22 protein-coding genes, 2 rRNA genes, 1 pseudogene and 1 riboswitch (1 of these 26 running past the window's edge) are annotated in these 25,735 nt (G+C 69.9%); of the genes and pseudogenes, 6 read left to right on the forward strand and 19 right to left on the reverse strand.

The window, feature by feature from the left end:
- The first annotated feature begins 3 nt into the window (after positions 1–3).
- A complete protein-coding gene (locus KK483_RS04045; RefSeq protein ID WP_262003776.1) occupies positions 4–693 on the forward strand; it encodes a pyridoxamine 5'-phosphate oxidase family protein in 690 nt (229 codons plus the stop codon).
- 291 nt (positions 694–984) lie between these two features.
- Here the strand turns inward: KK483_RS04045 and KK483_RS04050 are convergent, their stop codons facing one another.
- The 3 genes from KK483_RS04050 to KK483_RS04060 all read right to left on the reverse strand — a co-directional run bounded on the left by KK483_RS04050 (position 985) and on the right by KK483_RS04060 (position 3,989).
- A complete protein-coding gene (locus tag KK483_RS04050) occupies positions 985–1,950 on the reverse strand; it encodes a DMT family transporter (RefSeq protein ID WP_262009337.1) in 966 nt (321 codons plus the stop codon).
- Between the two features lie 298 nt (positions 1,951–2,248).
- On the reverse strand, positions 2,249–3,298 hold the full coding sequence (locus KK483_RS04055) for a DMT family transporter (protein WP_262003778.1): 1,050 nt from the start codon (positions 3,296–3,298) through the stop codon (positions 2,249–2,251).
- A gap of 40 nt (positions 3,299–3,338) precedes the next feature.
- Positions 3,339–3,989, reverse strand: a complete 651-nt coding sequence (locus KK483_RS04060) for a Clp protease N-terminal domain-containing protein (protein WP_399013260.1) — start codon at positions 3,987–3,989, stop codon at positions 3,339–3,341.
- A 203-nt stretch (positions 3,990–4,192) separates the two neighbouring features.
- Between KK483_RS04060 and KK483_RS04065 the strand changes: the two genes are divergently transcribed.
- Entirely contained in the window at positions 4,193–4,621 is a 429-nt protein-coding gene (locus tag KK483_RS04065; RefSeq protein ID WP_262003780.1) for an SRPBCC family protein, read from the forward strand.
- A 146-nt stretch (positions 4,622–4,767) separates the two neighbouring features.
- On the opposite strand, the gene KK483_RS04070 is transcribed toward KK483_RS04065, so the two are convergent.
- A complete protein-coding gene (locus KK483_RS04070) occupies positions 4,768–5,358 on the reverse strand; it encodes a PadR family transcriptional regulator (protein WP_262003782.1) in 591 nt (196 codons plus the stop codon).
- Between the two features lie 138 nt (positions 5,359–5,496).
- Here KK483_RS04070 and KK483_RS04075 point away from each other — a divergent pair, with 138 nt between their 5' ends.
- The gene (locus tag KK483_RS04075) at positions 5,497–6,321 is read left to right on the forward strand and encodes a PhzF family phenazine biosynthesis protein (RefSeq protein WP_262003784.1); all 825 of its coding nucleotides are present in this window, start codon (positions 5,497–5,499) and stop codon (positions 6,319–6,321) included.
- 45 nt (positions 6,322–6,366) lie between these two features.
- On the opposite strand, the gene KK483_RS04080 is transcribed toward KK483_RS04075, so the two are convergent.
- Complete coding sequence (locus tag KK483_RS04080) at positions 6,367–7,149, reverse strand: CPBP family intramembrane glutamic endopeptidase (protein ID WP_262003787.1); 783 nt, start codon at positions 7,147–7,149, stop codon at positions 6,367–6,369.
- Between the two features lie 109 nt (positions 7,150–7,258).
- Positions 7,259–8,761 (reverse strand): glutamate-cysteine ligase family protein, encoded by a 1,503-nt coding sequence (locus tag KK483_RS04085; protein ID WP_262003788.1) that lies wholly within the window; start codon positions 8,759–8,761, stop codon positions 7,259–7,261.
- Positions 8,762–9,242: 481 nt separating this feature from the next.
- On the opposite strand from KK483_RS04085, the gene KK483_RS04090 reads away from it, so the two are divergent.
- Positions 9,243–9,836 carry a hypothetical protein gene (locus tag KK483_RS04090; RefSeq protein WP_262003790.1) on the forward strand — a complete coding sequence of 198 codons (594 nt, stop codon included), beginning with the start codon at positions 9,243–9,245 and terminating at the stop codon, positions 9,834–9,836.
- 292 nt (positions 9,837–10,128) lie between these two features.
- A complete protein-coding gene (locus KK483_RS04095; RefSeq protein ID WP_313878130.1) occupies positions 10,129–10,326 on the forward strand; it encodes a DUF5999 family protein in 198 nt (65 codons plus the stop codon).
- A 107-nt stretch (positions 10,327–10,433) separates the two neighbouring features.
- On the opposite strand, the gene gcvP is transcribed toward KK483_RS04095, so the two are convergent.
- Complete coding sequence (gene gcvP / locus KK483_RS04100) at positions 10,434–13,319, reverse strand: aminomethyl-transferring glycine dehydrogenase (protein ID WP_262003794.1); 2,886 nt, start codon at positions 13,317–13,319, stop codon at positions 10,434–10,436.
- 179 nt (positions 13,320–13,498) lie between these two features.
- Positions 13,499–13,596: riboswitch (glycine riboswitch) on the reverse strand.
- Between the two features lie 112 nt (positions 13,597–13,708).
- Here gcvP and KK483_RS04105 point away from each other — a divergent pair.
- Positions 13,709–14,038, forward strand: a pseudogene (locus tag KK483_RS04105) (PRC-barrel domain-containing protein); the annotation flags it as partial.
- Here the strand turns inward: KK483_RS04105 and KK483_RS04110 are convergent.
- The 12 genes from KK483_RS04110 to KK483_RS04165 all read right to left on the reverse strand — a co-directional run.
- On the reverse strand, positions 14,002–15,618 hold the full coding sequence (locus tag KK483_RS04110) for a DNA polymerase IV (protein WP_262003796.1): 1,617 nt from the start codon (positions 15,616–15,618) through the stop codon (positions 14,002–14,004). The pseudogene KK483_RS04105 and the gene KK483_RS04110 overlap by 37 nt on opposite strands.
- A gap of 110 nt (positions 15,619–15,728) precedes the next feature.
- Positions 15,729–16,337, reverse strand: coding sequence for a MerR family transcriptional regulator (locus tag KK483_RS04115; RefSeq protein WP_399013268.1), 609 nt, complete (start codon positions 16,335–16,337; stop codon positions 15,729–15,731).
- Between the two features lie 193 nt (positions 16,338–16,530).
- Positions 16,531–17,004 carry a bifunctional nuclease family protein gene (locus KK483_RS04120; RefSeq protein WP_026281837.1) on the reverse strand — a complete coding sequence of 158 codons (474 nt, stop codon included), beginning with the start codon at positions 17,002–17,004 and terminating at the stop codon, positions 16,531–16,533.
- Positions 17,005–17,068: 64 nt separating this feature from the next.
- Positions 17,069–17,809, reverse strand: coding sequence for a MerR family transcriptional regulator (locus KK483_RS04125; RefSeq protein WP_262003800.1), 741 nt, complete (start codon positions 17,807–17,809; stop codon positions 17,069–17,071).
- A gap of 16 nt (positions 17,810–17,825) precedes the next feature.
- Positions 17,826–18,764: an FHA domain-containing protein gene (locus tag KK483_RS04130; protein ID WP_262009340.1), complete on the reverse strand. Its 939-nt coding sequence runs from the start codon at positions 18,762–18,764 to the stop codon at positions 17,826–17,828.
- Between the two features lie 94 nt (positions 18,765–18,858).
- Positions 18,859–19,797: a DUF881 domain-containing protein gene (locus KK483_RS04135; RefSeq protein WP_399015958.1), complete on the reverse strand. Its 939-nt coding sequence runs from the start codon at positions 19,795–19,797 to the stop codon at positions 18,859–18,861.
- Between the two features lie 23 nt (positions 19,798–19,820).
- Positions 19,821–20,153, reverse strand: a complete 333-nt coding sequence (locus KK483_RS04140) for a small basic family protein (protein ID WP_242332811.1) — start codon at positions 20,151–20,153, stop codon at positions 19,821–19,823.
- Complete coding sequence (locus tag KK483_RS04145; RefSeq protein ID WP_262003806.1) at positions 20,150–21,079, reverse strand: DUF881 domain-containing protein; 930 nt, start codon at positions 21,077–21,079, stop codon at positions 20,150–20,152. The genes KK483_RS04140 and KK483_RS04145 overlap by 4 nt, the downstream gene beginning before the upstream one ends.
- 121 nt (positions 21,080–21,200) lie before the next feature.
- Complete coding sequence (locus KK483_RS04150) at positions 21,201–23,696, reverse strand: mannose-1-phosphate guanyltransferase (RefSeq protein ID WP_262003808.1); 2,496 nt, start codon at positions 23,694–23,696, stop codon at positions 21,201–21,203.
- Between the two features lie 113 nt (positions 23,697–23,809).
- Positions 23,810–24,418, reverse strand: a complete 609-nt coding sequence (locus KK483_RS04155; protein WP_262003810.1) for a CDP-alcohol phosphatidyltransferase family protein — start codon at positions 24,416–24,418, stop codon at positions 23,810–23,812.
- 149 nt (positions 24,419–24,567) lie between these two features.
- Positions 24,568–24,684, reverse strand: a 5S ribosomal RNA gene (rrf, locus tag KK483_RS04160).
- Positions 24,685–24,764: 80 nt separating this feature from the next.
- Positions 24,765–25,735 (reverse strand): 23S ribosomal RNA (locus tag KK483_RS04165) (it continues 2,148 nt past the right edge of the window).

Genomic DNA, 25,735 nt, shown 5'->3' on the forward strand with positions numbered 1-25,735 from the left:
GCAATGACCTCGCCGCCGACGGACGCCGCCTACCGGACGACCGAGCGCACGTACCCCACCCGTGGGCGGGAACGTGCCTCCTACGACCGCGAACTGGTGCACGCGATACTCGACGGGGCCTACGTCTGCCACCTCGGCTTCGTCCGCGACGGAGCGCCCGTCGTCCTGCCGACGCTCTACGGGCGGGTCGGCGAGACGCTCTACGTCCACGGCTCCACCGGCTCCCGCCCGCTGCGCATGGCCGGCCGGACCGACCCCGGCCTCCAGGTGTGTCTGACCGTCACCCACGTCGACGGTCTCGTCCTCGCGCGCTCCGCCTTCCACCACTCCATCAACTACCGCTCCGTCGTGGTCCACGGCACCGCCCGCCAGGTCACCGACCCGCAGGAGAAGCGCGAAGCGCTCGACGCTCTGGTCGACCACGTCGTACCCGGCCGCTCTCACGACTCGCGCCCGGCCGACGACAAGGAGCTCGCCGCCACCGCCGTGCTCCGGCTCGACCTCGACGAGGTCTCGGCGAAGGTGCGCACGGGCGGGCCGAACGACGATCCCGAGGACGGCTCCCTGCCGTACTGGGCGGGGGTCGTCCCGCTGGTCCACGGCCACGGCACACCGGAACCGGCGGACGACCTGGATCCCTCGGTCGCGCTGCCCGGCTACCTGGCCGCGTTCCAGGGAGTGTCTTCACCGTAGCGTCGTCCGCTCGAAGGCGGGCCCTGCGGCGTCTGGAGCGTGCGATCGCACGGCGGAGGAGGGGAGTCCATGCGGTGGGGGCACCTTCCGTGCCCGAAGGGCCACGGGGGAGTGCGTGCGCGGCCCCGGTCCCGTCGTCGAAACTGCGTCGTCCGCCCGCGGGGCAAGCGGGACTTCGACGGCAGGACCGTAGGTCGTGTCGGCCGGGCCGAGTCCGGCCCAACCGGCCGACGGCCGGGACCCGGCCGGCAAGGGCGGGCCCCACACCGCGCGGGCCCGCCCCCTCGTGCATCAGCCGGCGAGCGCGGCCGCGGCCTCCCGCCGCAGCGCCGCCTGCCGCGCCTCCTGCCAGGCCAGCCCCACGACCGCCACCAGCAGCACCAGCGTCCCGGCCACCGTCGCCGCGGTCAGCCGCTCGTCGAGCGCGGTCACCGCGAGAACCGCCGCGCTGACCGGTTCGAGCAGCATGATCACGGAGACCGTGGCGGACCTGACGACCGCCGCGCCGGCGAAGTAGAGCGCGTACGCGAGCGCCGTCGGCACCGCGGCCACGTACACCAGCAGCCAGAACACCCGTGCGGGCTCCGCGGTGTGCGGCAGCGCTCCCTCGACGAGCGCGAACGGCAGCAGCCCGACCGCGCCGACCGCGAACGTCCAGGCGGTCGTGGCGAGCGCGTCACCACCGCGGCCGTCCCGGCCGAGCCGGCGCGTCAGCAGGGTGATCGCGGCGTATCCCGCGGCCGACAGCAGCGCCAGGGCGACGCCGAGCGGGCGGACCGTGCCGCCGTCCCCACCCAGCACCAGCACCACGAGGCCGGTGAGCGCCCCCGCGACGGCCGCGACGCCGCCGCGCCCGAGCCGCTCCCCCATCGTCAGCCTCGCCCCGACGGCGATGAGGACGGGTCCGGCGCCGAGCGTGACGACCGTGCCCACGGCGAGTCCGGTCTGTTCGACGGCGGCGAAGTACGCGCTCTGGAAGACGGTCAGGCCGGTGCCCGTACCGAGGATGCGCAGCAGCCGGCGTCGCCGTGACTCGGCCGCCATCACCGCACCCCTGCGCGGCCGCAGTGCGAGTGCGCCGGCCAGCAGGACGAGTCCACCGACGCAGCGCCAGAACGAGAGGGCGAGCGGGCCGAGATCACTGACGCCGAAGACCAGCGAGGCGGCCGCCCCGGCGGTCCCCCAGGCCACCCCGGCCACGACGAGGTAGAAGAGGCTGCGTCCGACGGACGGGCCGACCGACTGGCCGCCGGACACACCGCCGGACAGGCCGCCGGAGACTCCCTCGGGAAGATCGCCGGACAGGCCGGATGCAGTGGTTGAAGAAGGGTTCGACACGTGCGTTCTCCGTGTGCTGAGTGTCCGGGGACAAGGCCCCGGCGGCCCGCGGCGCGGCGGGCCGGTGAAGACAGGACGGTTGGCCGCTCGGCTCCGCACGCGGGCAGCGACGAACCGTCCGGGGGACACGACACCCCGGACCCGGTCTTCGTCAGCGGATGGCCGCCCGCGCTATGCGGCGGGAGGCGGAAGCACGGTCGAATGCATGATCGTCACCCTATGTCGTGGCCCGGTCGGCCGACAACTGCTCCTCGGGGTCCGTGCGCTGCGGGCCGATGCCCGTCCCCGCGGTCGCCACCGTCCCGGAGTCGGCCCCCGGCCCACCGGATCCCTGCCCACCGGCCACCGGACCCGAGGGCGCCTTCGGCGTGGCCGACTGGGCGATGAACGCCCCGATGAGGACCACCGCTCCGCCGGCGATCTGCGGCGCCGACAGATGCTCCCGCAGCAGCACCCACGCCAGCACGGTCGCGATGACCGCCTCCAGGCAGGCGACGACTCCGGCGACCTGCGGGGACAGCCTGCGCACCGAGACGACGCCGGTGACGTACGCGACAACCGTGGCGACCAGCACGATCCAGCCGAGCAGCAGCGCCGCCGGGACGGCCGCGCCGCCCATGGCCGCGCTGCCGCCGAGCACCGACCAGTCCATGCCCCAGGGGCGCGCGACGACGGTCAGCACCAGCGCGCCGACAAGAAGTCCGTACGCGATGACGCCCAGCGGGTCGGCGGCGTCGTCGCCGTCGCCGCCCTGGTCGGAGAGGACGAAGTAGCCGACCTGGCAGCAGGCGGCACCGAGGGCCAGCAGGAGCCCGACGGCGTCGAAGCTCAGCCCGGACCAGACCTCGACGACACAGGCGAGGCCGCCGACCGCGAGGACCACCCCGACCGCCGCGGCGCGGGTGACCGGCCGGCGCTGGACGAAGCGCACCCAGGCGAGGACGAGGGCGGGGGCGAGGTACTCGATGAGCAGCGCGACGCCGACGGGGATCTGGGAGAGGGCCGCGAAGTAGAACGCCTGGACGCCCGCGACGGCGAGCAGTCCGAAGCCCGCGAGCAGCGCGGGCCTGCGGGTCAGCAGATCACGGTGGCGCCAGGCGACGGGAAGCATGACGAGGGCGGCGCCGGCCACCCGTAGCCACACCACGTGGAGCGGGTCGAGCCCCGCCTCGATGAGCGGCTTGGCCGCCACCCCTGAACCGCCGAATGCGAACGCCGAGACCAGGGCGAGTCCCAGGCCGGTGTTCCTTCCCCGAGTCGCGTGCATCGGCACATCATGACAGGCCGCGTCAGGAGCGTCACACCCGTCACACCTGTTGAGACAGCTCCCCGATACGGCCCGCCAGGAGGGCGGTGTCGACGCCCGCGTGCTCCAGCACCTCGACGGCGCGGCAGCCGGGGTCGGCGGCGATCGCGCCGAGCAGGTCGATGCCGGTGGCGCGCGGGTCCTCGCGCCGTGGCGCGGCCCGCTCCAGAGCCCGGTCCAGGGCGGCGGAGGCCGACGGGGACCAGCCGGCGACGGCCCATTCGATGTCACGGGCGACAGCGTGGTCACCGTCAGAGGCGTGGTCGCCGGCACCGTCACGGGCGTGGCCACCGGCACCGTCACCGGCACCGGCACCGGCACCGGCACCGGCACGCAGGAGCGGCAGGGCCCCGGAGTCCTCGACCGAGCCCTGCCAGCGCAGCCCGTAGCCGATGCTGCGCTGGACGAGATAGCCGAGTACGCGCGCGACCTGCCCGGACCCGTCGAAGGCGGCCCGCACCGCGGGGTCCGCCTCCATCAGCGAGTGCAGGAGGTGGGCGGTGTCGATCTGCCGGTCGCCGTCCCGCAGCGCCCGTCTGCGCGCACCCGCGACGACCGAGGCCAGCTCGGCGGTGAGCCTGGCGTCGGTCTCGGCACGGAGGGTCGGGGCGGCGTCGGGATGCCGGGGCACGCGCGGGACGGGGATTTGCACGCTTTCACCTCATCAGCCTCCCGAGGCGGGAACATCCCCGCACGGGAGCATTCGGGCATCCCACCGAAGGTGGGCGGACGAGGCCGGTCCCTCCTCCTTGCGGATGAGATCCCATCAGATCTGACAGTTCATCAGTATTGAATGTTCGAGGCCAGGCGGCTACGTTCCGCGACACCGGGAACCCGACGAGAAGGGGTGGTCGTATGGCCGAAGTCAGCGCGGAGGCACGCATCGATGCACCGGCCGGGAAGGTCTGGGCGCAGCTGACGGACTTCACTTCGTACGGCCAGTGGAACGCCACGCACACCAGCTTCCCGCAGGGCGGCCCGGAGACTCTGGAAGCGGGCGCCACCTTCGCCGAGAACATGAAGCTGATGGGCTTCCCCGCCGAAGTGACCTGGACGGTCGAGGAACTGGAGCCCGAGCGGGTCTTCGCGATCAAGGGCAAGGGGCCGATGAGCGTCAACGTGGCCACACGCTACACGCTCTCCCCCGACGGCGAGGCGACGCAGGTCCGCATCGACGGGGAGTTCACGGGCGCGGCCGTCTCGCTCATGGCGGGCAAGCTGAAGGACTCGGCGACCGCGGCGCTCAACGAGTCGCTGCGGAAGCTCGGAGGGCTGGTGGCCTGAACGGTACGGGCCGGCCGCCCCGCACGGCGCGAGCGAGGGCCCCGCGACCCGGTGTCGCGGGGCCCGGTACCGCGAGTCCCGGTGTCGCGGGGCCCGGTACCGCGAGTCCCGGTGTCGCGGGGGCCCTGACCGCACCCCGTCGGGGGTCAGTGCTCGTCGGCGAGGATGAGATACAGCTTCTTGCGCGCTTCGTTGATGACCGCGATCGCCTTCTGCCGCTGCTCCGGCGAGCCCGTCTTCCAGACCTGGCCGAACGCCTCCATCAGGCCGACTCCGGCCTGCCTGATCTCGTTCATCGCGTCCCAGTCGATGCCGCGGCCCGCCTCCTCCCAGGGGGCGTCCGGGACCGAATCGGCCTCGGCGCGTCCCGCGTCGGTGAGCGTGAACAGCTTCTTGCCGCCCTCGCTCGCGCTGGCGATGAGCCCCTCGTCCTCCAGCAGCTGGAGCGTGGGGTAGACCGAGCCGGGGCTGGGCTTCCAGGCTCCGCCGCTGCGCTCGCCGATCTCCTGGATCATCTCGTAACCGTGCATCGGGCGGTCCTTCAGCAGCGCCAGGATCGAGGCGCGCACATCACCGCGGCGCGCCCTGCCGCGGCCACCTCCGCGGCCGTGCCCCCCACCCCATGGCGGGCCGCCGAAGCCGGGCCCGAAGGGACCGAACGCGGCACGCAGCTTCTCGGAGTCACCGCCCCGACCGTGATGGCCGGGCCCGCAATTCCCCATTCCGTGTGAACGCATCGCCACGCTCCTTCCATCGTTGATCTGTCGCGATACCTCAACGATATATCGGAACACATCGCCTGACAACGGCCGACCGGGCCACCAACCAGAAATTGGCCTTGGTCTGCTGGTTTGCGGACCCCTACCGTCAACGGCATGCGGATTCGAATCGTGGACGCCTTCACCGACCGGCCCTTCGCGGGCAACCCCGCCGGAGTGCTCCTCCTCGACGGCGACGGCTTCCCCTCCGACGACTGGCTCCAGAGCGTGGCGTCCGAGGTGAACCTCTCCGAGACGGCCTTCGCCCATCCCCTGAACGGCGATGACGGCGGCGCCGACTGGGCGCTGCGCTGGCTCACCCCGACCGCCGAGGTCGACATGTGCGGGCACGCCACGCTCGCCATGGCGCATGTCCTGCACACGACGGGGACGGCCACGGGCACGGTGAGCTTCGCGGCGCGCTGCGGGATCCTCACCACGACCGCGCACGAGGACGGCTCCATCACCATGGACTTCCCGGTCGCACCGCTCACCCCGGCCGAGCTCTCCGCGGCGGCCGTCGAGGCGCTGGGCGCCGTGCCGCGTTCGGTGCACTACACCGGGGAGCACGTCGGTGACCTGCTGGTGGAGCTGGCCGACGAGCCGACCGTGCGCGGGCTCGAACCGGATCTGCGCGCGCTGGCCGGCACGTCGAAGCGGGGCATCGTCGTCACGGCTCCCGCCGAGGATCCGGCCCGTGGCTACGACTTCGCCTCGCGCGGCTTCTTCCCCAACTTCGGTGTCGACGAGGATCCGGTGACCGGCAGCGCGCACACCGCACTCGCCCCGTTCTGGTCCGCCCGGCTGGGACGCGAGGAGCTGACCGGGTTGCAGGGCGCCACCCGCACCGGTCTCGTCCGTACGGCCCTGCGCGGCGACCGGGTGCTGCTCACGGGGCGGGCGGTGACCGTCATCGACGGAGAGCTGCACGCGAGGCCCTGACGGCGCGGATGCGCCAGGAGGTGGCGGCGTCAGAGCGCGGGGGCGTCAGAGGGTCGGCAGCCAGCTGACCTTGCCTGCGAGCAGCGCGTACCCGACGAAGGCGCCGATGTCGAGCAGTGTGTGGGCGACGACGAGCGGCCCGACGCGGCCCCATCGCCGGTACAGGAGGACGAACACGACGCCCATCACCATGTTGCCGATGAAGCCGCCGATGCCTTGGTACAGGTGGTAGGAGCCGCGCAGCACGGAACTGGCCGCGAGCGCCGCCATCGGGCTCCAGCCGAGCTGTCCGAGCCGGCGGAGCAGGTATCCGACGACGATCACTTCTTCGACGACGGAGTTCTCCAGTGCGGAGAGGATGAGGACCGGGAACTTCCACCACACCTCGGGCAGCGCTTCGGGCACGACGGTCAGGTTGAATCCGCCGGCTCGGGCGACGAGGTAGAAGGCGAGCCCGGCGCTGCCGATACCGGCCGCGACGAGCGCGCCGCGCCCGAGGTCGGGCCAGGGCTTCGTGCGGTCGAAGCCGATCGCCTTGAGTCCTCCGGCGCCTTCCCGCAGCAGCAGGTGGGCGACGAGCGCGACGGGGACGAGGGCGGTGGCGATGCCGAAGAGCTGCCAGGCGAGGTCGAGCCAGGGGCGGCCTGGGGCGTAGGAGCTGTTGAGGGTGGCGGCCTGGTCCTTGAGGCCGCCGGGTTTGGTCAGCGAGCCGGTGAAGCTGATGAGCGAGGAGACCGCGCTGGCGCCGAGGGAGAGTGCGAGGACCAGCAGGGTCTCGGACCGCAGGGTGGTGCGGGAGAGCCCTCCCGCCGGGAGCGGTCCGGACATCTCACCTGTGTGCGCCTGCACTGCTGCCTCCTGTTTGCCTCGTCCGCCGTCACAGCTTGCATGACGTGGACGGGGCGCACGACGGCAGGGCCGATTCCCACCGGCCGTTTCAGACGGCCGGTCCGGCCGGCCAGGTGTGGACGGGCTCACCCAGGTGCATCAGCTCGCCGTAGCGGCGGGTGACGGCCGCGAGTGCGCTGTCGCGGTCCAGTCCGGCCTCGGTGGTCCGGTGGAAGGTGTCGGCCTGCCAGGAGGCGCCGTTGGTCCGGCGGCGGCAGCGGCCCTCGATGATGCCGAGGTAGTGGTCGCGGTCGGCCGGTTCGACGTTCCAGGCGTCGAGGCCCGCGGCGGCGAGGGGCAGGAGTTCGTCACGTACGAGCTTGACGGCGGGTACACGGGTCATTGCGCCGCCGCGGCCGGGGCGCGGCCAGTGGAGTTCGGCGTCGATGCCGTGCCGGCAGGCGCTGTCGAAGTTGTCGGCTGCGGCTTCGAAGGGCATGCGGGTCCAGATGGGGCGTGGCTCCTCGGCGAGTGCGCGGACGAGGCCGTAGTAGAAGGCGGCGTTGGCGACGACGTCGGTGACGGTGGGCCCGGCGGGCAGGACCCGGTTCTCCACGCGCAGATGGGGTGTGCCGTCGGCGATGCCGTAGACCGGGCGGTTCCACCGGTAGACCGTGCCGTTGTGCAGGACGAGTTCCTGGAGGCGGGGGACGCCGCCGTGGTCGAGCACGCGCAGGGGGTCCTCCTCGTCGCAGATGGGCAGCAGTGCGGGGAAGTAGCGGAGGTTCTCCTCGAAGAGCTCGTAGGCGGAGGAGATCCAGCGTTCGCCGAACCAGGTCCTCGGTCGCACGCCCTGTGCCTGGAGTTCGGGTGGACGGGTGTCGGTGGCCTGGGTGAACAGGGGTGGCCGTGATTCGCGCCAGAGCTCCCTGCCGAAGAGGAACGGGGAGTTGGCGCCGACGGCGATCTGGACGGCGGCGACGGCCTGTGCGGCGTTCCAGACGTCGGCGAACCGGGCGGGGGTGACCTGGAGGTGCAACTGGACGGAGGTGCAGGCGGCTTCGGGGGCGATGGAGGTGGCGGTGCAGTGGAGGCGTTCGACTCCGTCGATGTCGAGGGTGAAGTCCTCCCCCCGGGCGGCGACGATCTGGTCGTTCAGAAGGGCGTAGCGATCGACGTCGGAGAGGTTGGCGGGGACGAGGTCGGTGCGGGTGAGCGTGGGGAGAATGCCGATCATGACGATGCCCGCGTCGAGTTCCGTGGCTTTGCGGTGGGCATATGCGAGCCCGGTGCGCAGCTCTTCGGCGAGCTGGTCGAGGACGTGTCCGGCGAGCCGGTGCGGGGCGATGTTGACTTCCAGGTTGAACATTCCGAGTTCCGTCTGGAAATCACGACTGGCGATCCGGTCGAGCACGGCGCCATTCATCATGCGCGGCTGCCCGTCGGTGCCCGCGAGATTGAGTTCTATCTCCAGCCCCATGAGGTTCTTGGGGCGGTCGAACCTCTTCTCTTTCAGGAGTCTCGCCAGTCCCTCCAGACACTGCTGGAGCTTTTGCCGGTACCTTTGCCGATCGGACAGGTCGAATCCGCCCGCCACGACCTTCTCCCCCATCGAAGCACCCCTCGTCGAGTGGCGGCCTGCGGCTCGGGCCGCTCGCGTCAGGGACGATAATGCCCAGACCTCGTGATCCATAACGCCGTTCGTTCGACGGTCGGACGGTAGTCCGGTTCCCGCTTTCGCCGGGCACATTCCGGCGGCATGGCGCAGTGCGCAGGTACCACTTCTGCGGGTGTGGTGAAAAACGCCGACGAGATTCGGCCGTCCGCTGTCGGGGTAACACCCCAGGTGACGCTCGCGCGTTCATGGGAAATCGACAGGACCGACCCTTGGAAAAGTCTGGTTTCCGCCTTGCCGGCAATACCGGGGACAGCTAGCAGAAACACTGTGTGAACACGCGTCGTATAAACTTCGCGAACGAGGCAGAGAGTTGGCGCCCGGCCATGGCCTTTCCAGCCCCCTCTGGCCCACGCTGACAGTGCCGTCCGCTTCTGCCCTCGCATCACCGTGTCTCTTGAGTGAGAGGCGACCCACCATGCCGCTGCATGTTCCCCCGGCTCCCGCGCCTGCCCTGCGCAGCGTCCTCGCGGCGCTCGGTTCCCCCGCCGCTGTCCATGAGGCCCGTACGCCGGGTCTCCGTTCCGTCCAGGGAGCGCTGAGTGCCGAACTCCCCCTTCCCGTCCATGTGCTGGACCAGGTGGTTCCGCACGCCGGCCGTTCGCCGCGCACCCGGCTGGCCGGCTGGCGGTTCCTGATCCGCAGCGGTGAGCGGTCCGTCGCCGCCGCGGACACGATGCTGACCGCTGACGGCTGGGCCTTCTCGCACTTCTTCGAGGGTCCCTACGTCACATCGACGGAGCGGGCACTGGTGCAGGCCGAGTCGCTCACGGAGGACTATCAGCCACGGCTGCTGTCCGTCCCGGAGCTGTACATGATCACGTTGTGGCTGCACGGCGACACGGCGGCGGACGCGTCGGGCGGCACGCCGGCTCCGGCTGATCTGCTGGTGCCGCTGGCGCCGGCGCCGCCGGGGATCGCCGCGCACCGTCCGCACCGGGTGGCGGATCTGCTGCCGGTGCTGACGCTGCGGGTGACGCCGGCGACGCCGCTGCTGGGGTCGCCTGCCTGAGGGTATGCCGGTGGTGCTCACGCCCTGTGGCCCATGGTCACGGGGCGCCATCGTGCTCCCGGTCGGACTAGTCAGCTGCGGCCATGCCAAACCACCCGATCAGGCCCTGTAGTTGGGGTGAACCGTCCGCGCGGGTGATACGTCCTTGAGTGTGAGGACGAGCTGCCGTGAAATCCCTGCGGATTGACGCTCGTGGGGCAACACTGGGATCGGACCGAGAGATACGGGGGCGGCCATGAACAGCGCATCGAGCCGCAGGACAGTCACCACTTCGCAGCGAAAGAACCCATCCATGTGCCAGCACCAGCCACCTTGCCCGTCAGCCGAGTCCCCCGACCGGGAGGCGGCCCGTCGCGTGGCGCACCACCCGGAGCAGGGCTGGAGTCTGCTGTGCAACGGAGTACTGCTTTTCGAGGACACCGGCGAGCTGCTCCCGGACGGGCAGATCATCGCCCCGCACCGGCCGCAGCAGGTGGCGTCGGCGGCCTGAGGGCCCGTACGACCGAGGGCCGGCTCGGAGGTTCCGAACCGGCCCTGACGCGTGTCCGCCGTTCTCAGTCGGCGTCAGCGGGTGGTGTCAGTCGCTGACGGTCGCTGTCAGCCGTCGTACTCGTCGAGCGGCGGGCAGGAGCAGACGAGGTTCCGGTCGCCGAAGGCGCCGTCGATACGGCGCACCGGCGGCCAGTACTTGTCGGCGGCCTGGACACCGGCGGGGAAGACGGCCTCCTCGCGGCTGTACGCGTGCTCCCACTCGCCGCCGAGCGCGGCCGCGGTGTGCGGCGCGTTGCGCAGCGGGTTGTCGTCGGTGGGCCACTCGCCGGTGGCGACCTTCTCGATCTCCGCACGGATCGCGATCATCGTCTCGCAGAACCGGTCGATTTCGGCCAGGTCCTCGCTCTCGGTGGGCTCGATCATGAGGGTGCCGGCGACGGGGAACGACATGGTCGGGGCGTGGAAGCCGTAGTCGATCAGGCGCTTGGCGATGTCGTCGACGCTGACGCCGGTGGCCTTGGCCAGGGGGCGCAGATCGACGATGCACTCGTGCGCGACGAGGCCGGCGGGGCCGGTGTAGAGCACGGGGTAGTGCGGTTCGAGGCGCTTGGCGATGTAGTTCGCCGCGAGGACGGCGACCTGGGTGGCGCGCTTGAGGCCCTCACCGCCCATGAGCCGGACGTACGCCCAGGAGATGGGCAGGATGCCGGCCGAGCCCCAGGGGGCGGCCGAGATGGGGCCGACGCCGGTCTCGGGGCCCGCGGACGGCTGGAGCGGGTGGTTCGGCAGGAACGGGGCGAGGTGGGCGCGGACGCCGACCGGGCCGACGCCGGGGCCGCCGCCCCCGTGCGGGATGCAGAACGTCTTGTGCAGGTTGAGGTGCGAGACGTCGCCGCCGAACTTGCCCGGCTTGGCGAGGCCGACCAGCGCGTTGAGGTTCGCGCCGTCCACGTACACCTGGCCGCCGGCGTCGTGCACCTCGGCGCAGATGTCGGCGACGTGCTCCTCGAAGACGCCGTGCGTCGACGGGTACGTGATCATGAGGACCGAGAGCTCGTCGCGGTACTGCTCGATCTTGGCGCGCAGGTCGGCGACGTCGATCTCGCCGTCGTCGGCGGTCTTGACGACGACGACCTTCATGCCGGCCATGACGGCGCTGGCTGCGTTGGTGCCGTGGGCGGAGGAGGGGATGAGGCAGACGGTGCGCTGCTCGTCGCCGTTGGCGCGGTGGTAGGCGCGGACGGCGAGGAGGCCGGCGAGCTCGCCCTGGGATCCGGCGTTGGGCTGGATGGAGACGTTGTCGTAGCCGGTGACCTCGGCGAGGCGCTCTTCCAGCTCACGGATCAGGGTCAGGTAGCCCTGAGCCTGCTCGACCGGCGCGAAGGGGTGCATCTGGCCGAACTCGGGCCAGGTGACCGGCTCCATCTCGGTGGTCGCGTTCAGCTTCATCGTGCAGGAGCCGAGCGGGATCATGCCGCGGTCGAGCGCGTAGTCGCGGTCGGCGAGCCTGCGCAGGTAGCGCAGCATCGCGGTCTCGGAGCGGTGCTGGTGGAAGACCGGGTGGGTGAGGTAGTCGTCGGTGCGCAGCAGCCCGGCGGGGAGGGTGTCGTCGGTGGCGGCGTCGAGGGCCTCGATGTCGCCGTCCACGCCGAAGGCGGACCAGACGGCGATGAGCTGGGCGCGGCCGGTGGTCTCGTCGCAGGACACGGAGACGTGGTCGGCGTCGACGAGGTGGAGGTTGACACCGCTCTCGCGGGCGGCGACGACGACGTCGGCCGCCTTGCCGGGGACGCGGGCGGTGAGCGTGTCGAAGTACACGTCGTGGACGAGCTCCACGCCTCCGGAGCGCAGGCCGGCGGCGAGGATCGCGGCGTAGCGGTGGGTGCGGCGGGCGATGGTGCGCAGGCCGTCCGGGCCGTGGTAGACGGCGTACATTCCGGCCATCACGGCGAGCAGCACCTGCGCGGTGCAGATGTTGCTGGTGGCCTTCTCGCGGCGGATGTGCTGCTCGCGGGTCTGCAGGGCGAGGCGGTACGCCTTGTTGCCATCGGCGTCGACGGAGACGCCGACGAGGCGGCCCGGGAGGCTGCGGGCGTGCTTGTCCTGCACGGCCATGTAACCGGCGTGGGGGCCGCCGAAGCCCATGGGGACGCCGAAGCGCTGGGTGGTGCCGACGGCGATGTCGGCGCCGAGCTCGCCGGGCGAGGTGAGCAGGGTGAGGGCGAGCAGATCGGCCGCGACGGTGACGATCGCGCCCAGCCCGTGGGCCTGCTCGATGACGGGCTTGAGGTCGCGCACCGCGCCGGAGGCACCGGGGTACTGGAGCAGTACGCCGAAGACGCCGCGCTCGGCGATCTCGGCGGGGATGCCGTCGCTGAGGTCGGCGACGACGACCTCGACGCCGGTGGGCTCGGCGCGGGTCTCGATGACTGCGGTGGTCTGCGGCAGGGTGTCGGCGTCGACCAGGAAGACGCCGTTCTTGACCTTGCCGACACGGCGGGACAGGGCCATGGCCTCGGCGGCCGCGGTGCCCTCGTCGAGGAGGGAGGCCCCGGAGGTGGGCAGCCCCGTGAGCTCGGCGACCACGGTCTGGAAGTTGAGCAGCGCCTCGAGCCGGCCCTGGGAGATCTCGGGCTGGTAGGGGGTGTAGGCCGTGTACCAGGCCGGGTTCTCCATGACGTTGCGGAGGATGACCGGCGGGGTGAACGTGCCGTAGTAGCCGAGGCCGATCATCGGCGCGAGGACCTTGTTGCGGTCCGCGAGGGAGCGCAGTTCGGCGAGGACCTCGGCCTCGGTGCGGGCGCCGGGCAGCCCGAGGGCCTCGGCGCTCTTGATGACGTCCGGCACGGCGGCGGCGGTGAGCTCGTCGAGCGAGCCGTAGCCGACCTGGGCGAGCATCTTGGCCTGGGCCTCGGCGTCGGGGCCGATGTGGCGCTGCTCAAAGGGGGTGCCTCGCTCCAGCTGGGAGAGCGGAGTGCGGTTGGCGGTCATGCTGAGGCCTCCTGGTCGATGCGACCTGCGAGGGGCACCACGGCGTGGGTGCCCGGACGGCCTCCCCCTCTGTCATCTCAACCTGAGAGCTTCACCGGTCCGTCCGCTCGCTGACGTCCCGACTTTCACCGTCGGTGAGAGCGGATGCCGTCGACGCCCGCCCTGCTTTCCAGAGTGACCTCGTCCGTGCGGTACAGGGGCCTGAGAGATTCCGGGGAGGATTTGCTCCTTCGGCGTCTCCGGTGTGAGAACCGGAGCACTCTCCCGCACGGGGTCGACAGCCGATGCCAGCCTACCAGCGAGGTCTTGACCGGAACCTTCGAGTGGCCGACCCCACAAATGTGGACTTTCGTAGTACTTACCGAGGAGTGCGACCAGTTGGAGGGACCGTGCAGACCGATGTCGATCCGCGCAGCCTGATAGGCCGCAAGGCGTACGACCGCAACGGCGCCAAGATCGGGACCGTGGACGAGGTGTATCTCGACGACGCGACGGGGGTGCCCGAGTGGGCGGCCGTACGCACCGGACTGTTCAGCCGGGACGCGTTCGTGCCGCTGGAGCCGAGCGAACTCGCCAACGACGGACTGCACATTCCGTTCGAGCGGGCTCTGATCAAGGACGCCCCGGACTTCGGTGTCGGGCGGCATCTCTCGCCCGAGCAGGAGCTCCAGCTGTACCACCACTACGGTCTCGACCTCCCCTCTCCTCCCGGGAAGACGACTCCGTCGGCCCCTGCCTCCCCCTCCTCGCCCACGTCATCCGAGTCGACCGCTGCACCCGAGTCGTCCGCTTCCCCTGGGTCGCCGACCGCTTCCGGTGACGGCTCCGCCGGTGGCCCGGACCCGGCGTCCGGCCGGTCCGTGCCCGACCGTGACTTCGGCCGGCTGGCGGGCCGCGACGACTGATCGGCCTCCGGCCTGATGAGCGGCAGCGGCTCCGACGGTGTCAGTTCGGGGTCGTCGACCGGAAAGGTGCGAACCCGTCCCGGCACGGGCGACCACGGCTCCTCGAAGCGGACCGTGACCCGGCCGACTCCACTGCCCTGCACCCATCCCGCTCCGTACCGGACGTGCTGCACGTCGTGTCCAGCCGGCCAGCGCCGCTCGGCGGGCTGCTGCGGCGGCTCCTGCGGATCCGTCCGCACCTCGGCGGCGGTGTCGATGCCGGGCCGTGCGTCGGTCCCGTCCCCGCCCGCCTGGGGCCCCTCCGAGGCCGCGTGCTCCCCGGCGGCGGCCTGGGCGAAGAGATCCTCCTGCGTGTAGTCGGCGAGGCCGCTCACGCCCACGCCGAGGAGCCGCACACCGCCCGTGGTGTCCACGGACTCCAGAAGCCGCCCCGCGGCCTCTCGCACGACCGCCGGGTCGTCCGTAGGCCCCCGAAGCGTCTCCGACCGGGTCAGTGTGGAGAAGTCGAAGCGCCGCACCTTCAGCACGATCGTCCGGCCCGAGTGCCCGGAGGCGCGCAGCCGCCGCACGCACCGGTCGGCGAGCCGCTCCACCTCCAGCCTGATCCGCAGCCGGTCGTGCAGATCCACGTCGAAGGTGTCCTCGACCGACACGGACTTCGCGTCCCGCTCGGCCACCACGGGCCGGTCGTCGTACCCCATGGCCATACGGAACAGCGCGGTCCCATGCGCCTTCCCCAGCAGCCGTACGAGCTCGTCCTCGCCGGCCGCCGCAAGGTCGGCGACGGTGGTCATGCCGGCCCGCCGCAGATGCTCCCCCGTGGCCGGCCCCACCCCGGGCAGCGTCCGCACCGGCATCGGCCCGAGGAGCTCGCGCTCGGTGCCAGGTTCTATCAGCACCAGACCGTCCGGCTTGGCCTGCTCGGAGGCGATCTTGGCGAGCATCTTCGACCCTGCGAGACCGACCGACCCGGTCAGCCCTGTGACCGTGAGAATGTCCCTGCGCAGCCGCTCACCGGCCGCCCGCGCCGTGGGTGAGTCATCGGCCGCACCGCCCGCTTCCAGGTCCACGAATGCCTCGTCCAGGCTCAGCGGCTCCACGAGCGGCGACAGCTCGCCCAGCAGCGCCATCACCTGCTCGCTGACCGACCGGTAGAGCGAGAACCGCGGCACGAGACAGGCGCCGTTCGGACAGAGCCGCCTGGCCTGGGCCATCGGCATCGCCGAATGGACCCCGAAGCGTCTCGCCTCGTACGACGCGGTCGCCACCACTCCGCGTGGTCCGAGCCCGCCGACGATCACCGGCTTTCCGCGCAGGCTGGGCTTCGCCGCCTGCTCGGCGGCGGCGAAGAACGCATCCATGTCCAGATGCAGAATCGTCGGCGCGGGTCTCACGTCTCAGATGCTGCCCTACGCCACTGACAATGCGGCCGTACGGACGTACGGCCGCATGCCGTCCTGTCCGCCCGGAGGCGGGTAGGGGTGCCGGGGTGTGCGCGACGGGTTCAGACGGCCCGGTCGCGGCGCCGTCGGGCCAGCTCGTCGGCGGGATTGTGCCCGATGAGCGTCTCGCCCGTGTCGATGCGCTCGCCGTGCAGCTGGGACAGTGCCGCCTCGACGTCGCGCCAGACGACGCCGACGGCGATGCCGAAGATCCCCTGACCGCCCTGGAGGAGGTCCACGACCTCGTCGGGCGACGAGCACTCGTAGACGGTCGCGCCGTCGCTCATCAGCGTCATCCGCTCGAGGTCCGCGAATCCGCGGGCCCGCAGGTGCTGCACCGTGGTCCGGATGTTCTGCAGCCCGACGCCCGTGTCGAGGAAGCGCTTCACGATCTTCAGGACGACGACGTCGCGGAAGCTGTAGAGCCGCTGGGTGCCCGATCCGTACGCCGGACGCACGCTCGGCTCGACGAGCCCGGTGCGTGCCCAGTAGTCGAGCTGCCGGTAGGTGATGCCTGCCGCGGCACACGCGGTCGGGCCGCGGTAGCCGACCGTCTCGGTCGGTGAGTCGGCCGAGGGTTCGACCGAACCGATGTGAAGCGGATACGACGCGCCCCGCCCCGGACTCACTCCGAGGGGGCCCCCTGCCGTACCGTCGCCGCTGCTTCTCACGCCGACCTCCGTCCTTGACCTGCCATCACGACGGTAGGCAGTCACTCGGGGTGCGTCAACGATCGCCACACTCGGCACGCCGAGTGATAATCACCCTGAGAGTGGTTTGCGTACCCCGATCCGGGGAAGTGCTGTTCGATTGGGCACCTGCACCCGGTGTGGTGATGACCTCCGCGGTCCGCCGACCCGCAGGTCACTGGCTGCTGGAGCCGAAGTCCTCGGGCGAGATCTGGTCGAGGAACTCGCGGAACTTCTCCACCTCGTCCTCCTGCTCGTCCGGGATCGCGATGCCCGCGTCGTCCAGGACCCCGTCGCTGCCGTAGATCGGCGTGCCGGTGCGCAGTGCGAGGGCTATGGCGTCGGAAGGACGGGCGCTGACCTCGACTCCGCTGGCGAAGACCAGCTCCGCGTAGAACACGCCTTCCCGCAGGTCGGTGATCCGCACCTCCGTGAGCTCCTGCCCGACGGCCTCCAGGACGTCCTTGAAGAGATCGTGGGTCAGCGGCCTGGCGGGGGCCATTCCCTGCTGTGCGAAGGCGATCGCGGTCGCCTCCCCCGGGCCGATCCAGATGGGGAGGTACCGGTCGCCTCCCACTTCGCGCAGGAGCACGATCGGCTGGTTGGAGGGCATTTCCACCCGGACACCCACAACGTCGAGCTCGTTCACACAGCAACCCTAGGACGTGCCCGGCAGGTTTGGGTAGTCGGGCTCCGCCAAGATCAGCACCCGATCACGGCAAACGGACGCCGAGGGCGGTCTGGACCAGGGCGGCGTGGAGGCGGACGGAAAGGTCGGCCAGTTCCTTGGTGGTCGCCTCGGCATGGGCTCTGGTCTGCGGATTGCGGTGCCGGCGCAGCGGTGCGACCACTTGTTCGACCAATCCGGCTTCGCGGTCGGCGGCGGCCTTCATGGCGCGCAGATGCCGGGGTTCCAGACCGAATCGGCCCATGTCGGCGACCAGTTTGGCCACGGTCACGGACTCGGCGTCGTAACCGCCCTCGGCCGCGGGAGTGATGAGTCCGTAGGACTCCCACTCCACCAGCTCCTCCTCGGTCACCTCGGCGGCGGCGAGCAGCTCGGACCGGCCGACCCGGGCCGCGGTCGGGCGGTCGGGATCCGGCTCGCTCCCTGGGTCGTACGGGTCCCGGGGCGCGCCCTGCGCCGGTGCGGCGAGCTGCTCACCGCGGGCGAGGGCGTCGAGGTGCTCCCGGATGACCTTGAGCGGAAGGTAGTGATCACGCTGCATGCGTAGCACCTGGGCCAGCCGCTCGACGTCCTCCGGACTGAACTTGCGGTAGCCGGACGGGGTGCGCCTCGGCTCGACCAGTCCCTCGGCCTCCAGGAAACGGATCTTGGAGATGGTGACCTCGGGAAACTCGTCGCGCAGCTGGGTCAGCACCGAGCCGATGCTGACCAGCCGGTTGCCACCGGCGGTGCCGTGACCGGCACCGCCCGAGGGTGTTCGCAGCATGGACCTTCCTTGAGGGTCACACGCCCCGCTGGCTCGAGTAGAAGACCAGCCGGTACTTGCCGATCTGGACCTCGTCACCGTTCGACAGCACGGCCGAGTCGATCGGCTCACGGTTGACGTACGTGCCGTTGAGGCTGCCGACGTCCGTGACGGTGAAGCGGCCGTCGGGCGACCGGCGGAACTCCACGTGGCGGCGTGACACGGTGACGTCGTCGAGGAAGATGTCGCTCTGCGGGTGACGTCCGGCCGTGGTCAGCTCGCCGTCCAGCAGGAAGCGGCTGCCCGAGTTCGGGCCGCGGCGCACGACGAGCAGCGCGGAGCCGAGCGGCAGGGCGTCGACCGCGGCCTGGGCCTCGGGCGAGAGCGACGGCACGGGCGTCTGGCCCGTGGTCTCCGACTCGTATGCCTCGATCCCGGAGATGGAGATCGTCGAGGTCGTCTCCGCAGCACGCTCCGCCGGCACCCCGGGCCGCAGCGGTGCGCCGCAGTTGGAGCAGAAGCGGCTGGCTTCGGCGTTGCGGTGCCCGCATCGCGTACAAACCGGCATGGACGAATCCTCCTGCCGCGGCTGCCCCGCGGGGGCCTGGGACGCATACGGGTCGGAGGCAAACCCTCCACCCGTACTTGAGGTTGGCGGTTCCCCGAAACCTATGCGGCCGGGACCGGCAGGGTCAACAGCAGACGCGCCCTGACCGCCGGGAATGTCACCATCGGAACCGGCGACCTCATCCCTGAAGAGCGGGCGCTCGCCGCTCTGCTCCGCCTCCTGGCCATGGCGCGGTGCGCGATGGCGGGCGGTGCCGCTCTCCTCGCGTGCGCTCTTGCCGAACAACTTCCCAAACAACTTCACGGGCGATTCCCCTTGACCGAAACTGACCCGCCCGTGGGGCAGGAACCCTGACTGAACACACCTGCCGACCCGGACATCCTCACAACGTCCGTAACCTCCGGACAGTTTCCACCACGCAGCATGCTTACGATGCGTCGACCCCCCGCAACCTCTCGCGCTTGTCCGGTGCCCCTCTTGTTCCCTCCGCCGGTGCCCCGCCTCACTGGGAGGACGACCGAGCGTAGTCAGGCCGTTGCGCCGGTCGCAAGGCATCCACGACGATCTTCTCGGAGCGTGTCACGGTGGCCGTGGCCTGCTCCTTCTCCAGCGTCTGCACGACACCTCCGGGGATGTTCAGCGCAGTCTCCAGGTCCTGGGACTTGCCGATGACCTTGAAGCCGTACGGTGCGCTGATCCCCTTGCCGTCGACCTCGATGTCGCCGGCGTCTCCGGAGAGGTAGGTGTCGGCGACGACCCGGACGCCGTTGATCTGGATGGCCTCGGCGCCCGCGGCACGCAGCTCCTGGATCGCGTCGAGCAGCATGTCCGACTCGACCGCTCCGGCCGCGTCCTCGATGGTCAGTGTGATGCCCGGCCCCTCGGCCGCCACCGTACCGGCGAGGATCCCCAGCTGCCGCTCCTTTTCCTGCGTCTGCTTGCGCGCCTCCTCCGCCTGGTCCGAGCTGGTCTCCAGCTCGGTGCGCTGGTTCTCCAGGCGCTGCTTCTCATCTTCCAGACGCTTGGTGCGGTCATCGAGTTCATCGAGGATGCGCACCAGATCCTCCTGGCGCGCTCCGCGCAGTGCGCTGTTGTCGCTGGTGGACCGGACCTGGATGGCCAGGCCGAGGCCGAGGACGAACAGCAGGAGGGCGACGATGAGTTGGGCGCGGGTGACCCTGGGCGGCCAGAGCGCGGCGGTCAGGCGCTGCCGGCCGGTGAGCGTGTCCTGGACCTGCTCCACCTGATCCACCTGATCCACCGCGGTTTCCGCGGACGTGCGGGGATCCGCGGATGCCGGTGGTTCCGCCGATGCCCGGGGCTCCCCCGGTGCCTGGGGCTCGGCAGGTGTCCGGGGTTCGCCAAGCGTCCGGGGTTCGCCAGGTGTCCGCGGCGCGGCCAGGGTCTGCGGCGTCTCGGGGGTCTGCTCGTCGTCGCGCATGGTTTCGCTGTCGCTCATCGGCCTCACGCCCGGAACACGTGCCGGCGGATGGCGGCGGCGTTGGAGAAGATCCGGATGCCGAGCACCACCACGACACCCGTGGACAGCTGCGCGCCGACGCCGAGCTTGTCCCCGAGGAACACGATCAGCGCGGCGACCACGACGTTCGACAGGAAGGAGACGACGAAGACCTTGTCGACGAAGATCCCGTCGAGCATGGCCCGCAGCCCGCCGAAGACCGCGTCCAGGGCCGCGACAACGGCGATCGGCAGGTAGGGCTCGACCACCGCCGGCACTTCGGGGCGGAGCAACAGCCCCGCCACGACTCCCACGACGAGGCCCAGTACGGCGATCACGATGTGCCCTTCCCTGTCTCTTCCGTGGCCTGTCCGCTGCCCGTTGCGGCATCGGCGGCCCTCGGCTCTGCGGTACGTACGATCAGGCTCGGCGCGGCAGGCAGACGCACCTCGTCCTGCGCGGAAATGCTGGTGCGAATGCCGAAGTTCTCCTGCAGCGCGTGCAAGTACTGCCCGTCGGCGCTGTCCTGGAAGGCGGTGCTCAGCTTGTTCCCGTCCCCCACCGCCAGCACCGTGTACGGCGGCACCAGCGGCCTGTTGTCGACCAGTATGGCGTCGCCGGCCGCCCGGATGGCGGACAGGGCGGTCAGCCGCTGCCCGTTGATCGAGACGGCCTCCGCACCCGACTGCCACAGCCCGTTGACGACCCGCTGCATGTCCCGGTCGCGTACCCGGCCCGTGTCGGAGAAGCCGCTGCTCTCCCGAGGTCCGCCACCGCCCGAGCCGGCGTCGGACGCGTCGTCGACGACGAGCTTGATCCCGGGGCCGTGCACCTCCGTGCCGCCCGAGAGCAGCGCGACCAGCTCGCCCTGGTCGCCGCCGTGCTGCTGCAGCGCCTTGCGCTGCCGCTCCCCCACCTCGTCGCGCAACCCGTCGACCTCGGCCTCGAGCCGGTCGGCCGCCTCGGTCTCGGCGTCGATACGGTCGATGAGCTCCTCGCGCTCCTTCGCCACCACGGGTGCCGATATCCGCGCCTGCGCCGCCCCCAGCGTCACCACCAGGGCGGCCAGGACCAGCCCGGCCGCGAGCCCCAGTTTGGCCCGCACCGTCCTCGGCAGCCCGCCGCCCTCGGCATCCCTGCGCGCCGCCGCCTCCGCGTATCCGTCGTCGAGGCTGTGGTCCATGACGTTGGTCAGCAACGACATGGAAGCATCGGGGCGTGGCGGGGGTGTGGGGGTGCTCCGAACGGGGGGCGGCTGCGGCATGCCGCACATCGTCGCACGTCGCAGCCGTTACCGCCGAATGGCCCCACCGATGTGCCGGAGGGCGGGCCGAGCCGCCCTCCGGCGTCCTGTCGTCACCTCCGTGACGAACCCGGTCGGTGCCTCACTGACCTGCGCTGTCGACGACTCCTGACCATTCGTCGAGCAGGGCCTGGGCCGACGCGTCGTCCGGCCCCTCCGCCCACAGATGGGTGACGGCCTCGGCGGGATCAGGCAGCACCATCACCCAGCGGCCGTCGGCCTCGACGACACGCACCCCATCGGTCGTGTCGACGGAGCGGTCCCCGGCCTCCTCGACGACCCGGCGCATCACAAGGCCCTTGACGGCCCATGGTGTCGCCATGTCCCGGCGCAGCACATGCGCCCTCGGGATCCGCGCGTCGATCTGGCTGAGCGTGAGCTGGGTGCGGGCCACGAGCCCGATCAGCCGCACGAACGCCGCAGTGCCGTCGAAAACGCTGCTGAACTCCGGAATGATGAAGCCGCCACGGCCGTCCCCACCGAAGATGGTGGAGTCCTCCCGGCCGACCCGGGTCAGATCGTCGGGCGACGTCGTCGTCCACTCGACCTGCGTGCCGTGGTAGGCGGCGACCTGCTCGGCGATGCGTGTGGTCGTCACGGGCAGCGCGACGCGTCCGCTGCGCCGCTCGGCGGCGACGAGGTCGAGCAGGACGAGCAGCGCCCGGTCGTCCTCGATGATCCGGCCGCGCTCGTCGACGAGCGAAAGCCGTTCGCCTACGGGGTCGAACCGCACACCGAACGCGGCGCGGGCCGATGCCACGATCTCTCCGAGGCGCACCAGTCCGGACCTGCGGGTGTCGGCGGTCTCGGTGGGCCGGGCCTCGTCGAGGCCGGGGTTGATCGTCAGTGCGTCCACCCCGAGCCGGCCGAGCAGGCTCGGCAGAACGAGCCCGGCGCTGCCGTTCGAGGCGTCGACGACCACCTTGAGGCCCGCCTCGGCGACCCCCGTCGTATCGACGTGCCGCAGCAGCGATCCGGTGTACGAGTCGAAGACCGCGGGCGGGAAGGACAGGTCCCCGATCTCACCGGGAAACGCCCTGCGGTACTCCTGCCGTGAGTAGACCCGGTCGAGCTTGCGCTGCCTGGCCTGGGAGAGGTCCGCCCCTCGCTCGTCGAAGAACATGATGTCGACGGAGTCCGGCACGCCGGGAGAGGTGCGGATCATGATGCCGCCGGCGCTGCCGCGCGCGGTCTGCTGGCGTGCCACGGGGAGCGGGACGTTCTCGAGGTCGCGTACGTCGATGGCGCTGGCCTGCAACGCCGAGATCACCGCCCGCTTGAGCGCCCGGGCACCGCGGGAGTGGTCGCGTGCCGTGGTGACGGTGGCGCCCTTCTTGAGCGTCGTCGCATACGCCCCCGCGAGGCGCACGGCGAGCTCAGGCGTGATCTCCACGTTGAGGATCCCGGACACGCCCCGGGTTCCGAAGAGATGCGCCTGGCCGCGCGACTCCCAGATGACCGAGGTGTTGACGAAGGCGCCGGCCTCGATGGTCTTGAACGGGTAGACCCGCACATTGCCCTGGACGATCGATTCCTCGCCGATCAGGCATTCGTCGCCGATGACGGCGCCGTCCTCGATGCGCGCGGCCCGCATGATGTCGGTGTTCTTGCCGATCACACAGCCGCGGAGATTGCTGTGCTGTCCGATGTAGACGTTGTCGTGAATGACGGCCCGGTGCAGGAACGCGCCGCTCTTGACGACCACGTTGGAGCCGACGACGGTGTGTTCGCGGATTTCCACATCGGCCTCGACCTTGGCGTAGTCACCGATGTAGAGAGGCCCGCGGAGTACCGCGTCGGGATGCACCTCGGCCCCTTCGGCGACCCATACGCCGGGCGAGATCTCGAAGCCGTCGAGTTCGACGTCGACCTTGCCTTCGAGTACGTCGGCCTGCGCCTTCACATAGCTTTCGTGGGTGCCCACGTCCTCCCAGTAGCCCTCGGCAATGTAGCCGTAGATCGGCTTGCCTTCCTTCATGAGCTGCGGGAACACATCACCGGACCAGTCCACGGGCACGTCCGCCTCGACGTAGTCGAAGACCTCCGGCTCCATGACGTAGATACCGGTGTTCACCGTGTCCGAGAAGACCTGTCCCCAGGTCGGCTTCTCGAGGAACCGCTCGACCTTCCCTTGTTCGTCCACGATCGTGATGCCGAATTCCAGTGGATTCGGCACCCGGGTCAGGCACACCGTGACGAGGGCGCCCTTCTCCTTATGGAAGGCGATGAGGTCGGTGAGGTCGAAATCGGTGAGCGCATCGCCGGAGATGACGAGGAACGCATCGTCCTTGAGCGCCTCCTCGGCGTTCTTCACGCTCCCCGCGGTGCCGAGTGGCTTCTCCTCGTTGGCATATGTGAGCTCCATCCCCAGTTCTTCGCCGTCACCGAAGTAGTTTTTGACCAGGGACGCGAGAAACTGAACGGTTACGACGGTCTCATTGAGCCCATGCCGCTTCAGCAAGCGCAGCACATGCTCCATGATCGGCCTATTGGCCACCGGCAGGAGTGGCTTGGGCATGCTCGAGGTCATGGGGCGAAGTCGGGTACCTTCGCCACCAGCCATCACGACGGCCTTCATGTCGGAAGCGTCCTCCTTGAAGAGACGACGGTCTAGCCGACTTCACCCGTCCGGGTAGGCCCTGGTTTCGTCATCCGCGGGCCGGCGGTCTCACCACAGCTCCGGACATCGGCTCAATCGGCCGGGGCATCCGCCCTGACGAGCCGGCGGACCTGAACCACGTAGAGGATCCCTGCCCACCAATAGAGAGTTGTACCCCATCCGGCGAACGCCCATCCGAAAACTTCAGCGAGTGACGCAAGCCACCCGTTTCCGTCACTGAGCAGGAGCAGCGGGAAGGCGTACATCAAGTTGAAGGTTGCAGCTTTACCCAGGAAGTTCACCTGGGGTGGCGGATAGCCGTGCCGGCGAAGGATTCCCACCATCACCAGCAGCATCAACTCCCGGGCCAATAGCGCAGCGGTGAGCCAGAGCGGCAGGATCTCACGCCAGGTGAGCCCCACCAGGGTGGAAAGGATGTAAAGCCGGTCGGCCGCGGGGTCGAGGATCCGGCCCAGTTTGCTGATCTGGTTCCAGCGCCGGGCCAGCTTGCCGTCGAGGTAGTCGCTGACACCGCTCAGCGCCAGCACGAGTAGAGCCCAGCCGTCGGCCTTCGGACCGCCGAACTCAGGGAGAAGGATCAACCACAGGAACAAGGGCACACCGAGCAGGCGGGCCATGCTGAGGATGTTGGGGATGGTGAGCACCCGGTCCGTCTGAACGCGAGTCTCCTGGACCTCCACCCGGGGGCCTCCTGTGGAACGTGCCAATGATGCCCCCTGACTTTACCTGCCGCCATCCGGGGGTCGTACACAGGGGGTACGGGTTGGAAAATCCTGATCACGCAGAAAAGCCCCGGACCGTGACGGTCCGGGGCTCTCCCTGAATGATTGTTCGGCGGCGTCCTACTCTCCCACAGGGTCCCCCCTGCAGTACCATCGGCGCTGAAAGGCTTAGCTTCCGGGTTCGAAATGTAACCGGGCGTTTCCCTAACGCTATGACCACCGAAACACTATGAAGATATCGAACTACCAGCCAGCAAAAGGCGAGTTCGTTACTTCAGAACTAACACAGTGGACGCGAGCAACTGAGGACAAGCCCTCGGCCTATTAGTACCGGTCAACTCCACCAGTTACCTGGCTTCCATATCCGGCCTATCAACCCAGTCGTCTACTGGGAGCCTTACCCTCTCTAGGAGGTGGGAGTCCTCATCTCGAAGCAGGCTTCCCGCTTAGATGCTTTCAGCGGTTATCCCTCCCGAACGTAGCCAACCAGCCATGCCCTTGGCAGAACAACTGGCACACCAGAGGTTCGTCCGTCCCGGTCCTCTCGTACTAGGGACAGCCCTTCTCAAGACTCCTACGCGCACAGCGGATAGGGACCGAACTGTCTCACGACGTTCTAAACCCAGCTCGCGTACCGCTTTAATGGGCGAACAGCCCAACCCTTGGGACCGACTCCAGCCCCAGGATGCGACGAGCCGACATCGAGGTGCCAAACCATCCCGTCGATATGGACTCTTGGGGAAGATCAGCCTGTTATCCCCGGGGTACCTTTTATCCGTTGAGCGACGGCGCTTCCACAAGCCACCGCCGGATCACTAGTCCCGACTTTCGTCCCTGCTCGACCCGTCGGTCTCACAGTCAAGCTCCCTTGTGCACTTACACTCAACACCTGATTGCCAACCAGGCTGAGGGAACCTTTGGGCGCCTCCGTTACTCTTTAGGAGGCAACCGCCCCAGTTAAACTACCCATCAGACACTGTCCCTGATCCGGATCACGGACCCAGGTTAGACATCCAGCACGACCAGAGTGGTATTTCAACGACGACTCCACAACCACTGGCGTGGCCGCTTCACAGTCTCCCACCTATCCTACACAAGCCGAACCGAACACCAATATCAAACTGTAGTAAAGGTCCCGGGGTCTTTCCGTCCTGCTGCGCGAAACGAGCATCTTTACTCGTAGTGCAATTTCACCGGGCCTATGGTTGAGACAGTCGAGAAGTCGTTACGCCATTCGTGCAGGTCGGAACTTACCCGACAAGGAATTTCGCTACC

This window comes from Streptomyces sp. FIT100 (assembly GCF_024584805.1).
GTDB lineage: Bacteria > Actinomycetota > Actinomycetes > Streptomycetales > Streptomycetaceae > Streptomyces.

Coding starts and splice junctions, on each gene's coding strand:
- KK483_RS04045 (WP_262003776.1), top strand. CDS start 4: ATGACCTCGCCGCCGACGGACGCCGCCTACCGGACGACCGAGCGCACG.
- KK483_RS04055 (WP_262003778.1), bottom strand. CDS start 3,298: ATGCACGCGACTCGGGGAAGGAACACCGGCCTGGGACTCGCCCTGGTC.
- KK483_RS04065 (WP_262003780.1), top strand. CDS start 4,193: ATGGCCGAAGTCAGCGCGGAGGCACGCATCGATGCACCGGCCGGGAAG.
- KK483_RS04070 (WP_262003782.1), bottom strand. CDS start 5,358: ATGCGTTCACACGGAATGGGGAATTGCGGGCCCGGCCATCACGGTCGG.
- KK483_RS04075 (WP_262003784.1), top strand. CDS start 5,497: ATGCGGATTCGAATCGTGGACGCCTTCACCGACCGGCCCTTCGCGGGC.
- KK483_RS04080 (WP_262003787.1), bottom strand. CDS start 7,149: ATGTCCGGACCGCTCCCGGCGGGAGGGCTCTCCCGCACCACCCTGCGG.
- KK483_RS04085 (WP_262003788.1), bottom strand. CDS start 8,761: ATGGGGGAGAAGGTCGTGGCGGGCGGATTCGACCTGTCCGATCGGCAA.
- KK483_RS04090 (WP_262003790.1), top strand. CDS start 9,243: ATGCCGCTGCATGTTCCCCCGGCTCCCGCGCCTGCCCTGCGCAGCGTC.
- KK483_RS04095 (WP_313878130.1), top strand. CDS start 10,129: ATGTGCCAGCACCAGCCACCTTGCCCGTCAGCCGAGTCCCCCGACCGG.
- gcvP (WP_262003794.1), bottom strand. CDS start 13,319: ATGACCGCCAACCGCACTCCGCTCTCCCAGCTGGAGCGAGGCACCCCC.
- KK483_RS04125 (WP_262003800.1), bottom strand. CDS start 17,809: ATGCTGCGAACACCCTCGGGCGGTGCCGGTCACGGCACCGCCGGTGGC.
- KK483_RS04135 (WP_399015958.1), bottom strand. CDS start 19,797: ATGCGCGACGACGAGCAGACCCCCGAGACGCCGCAGACCCTGGCCGCG.
- KK483_RS04145 (WP_262003806.1), bottom strand. CDS start 21,079: ATGCCGCAGCCGCCCCCCGTTCGGAGCACCCCCACACCCCCGCCACGC.
- KK483_RS04150 (WP_262003808.1), bottom strand. CDS start 23,696: ATGAAGGCCGTCGTGATGGCTGGTGGCGAAGGTACCCGACTTCGCCCC.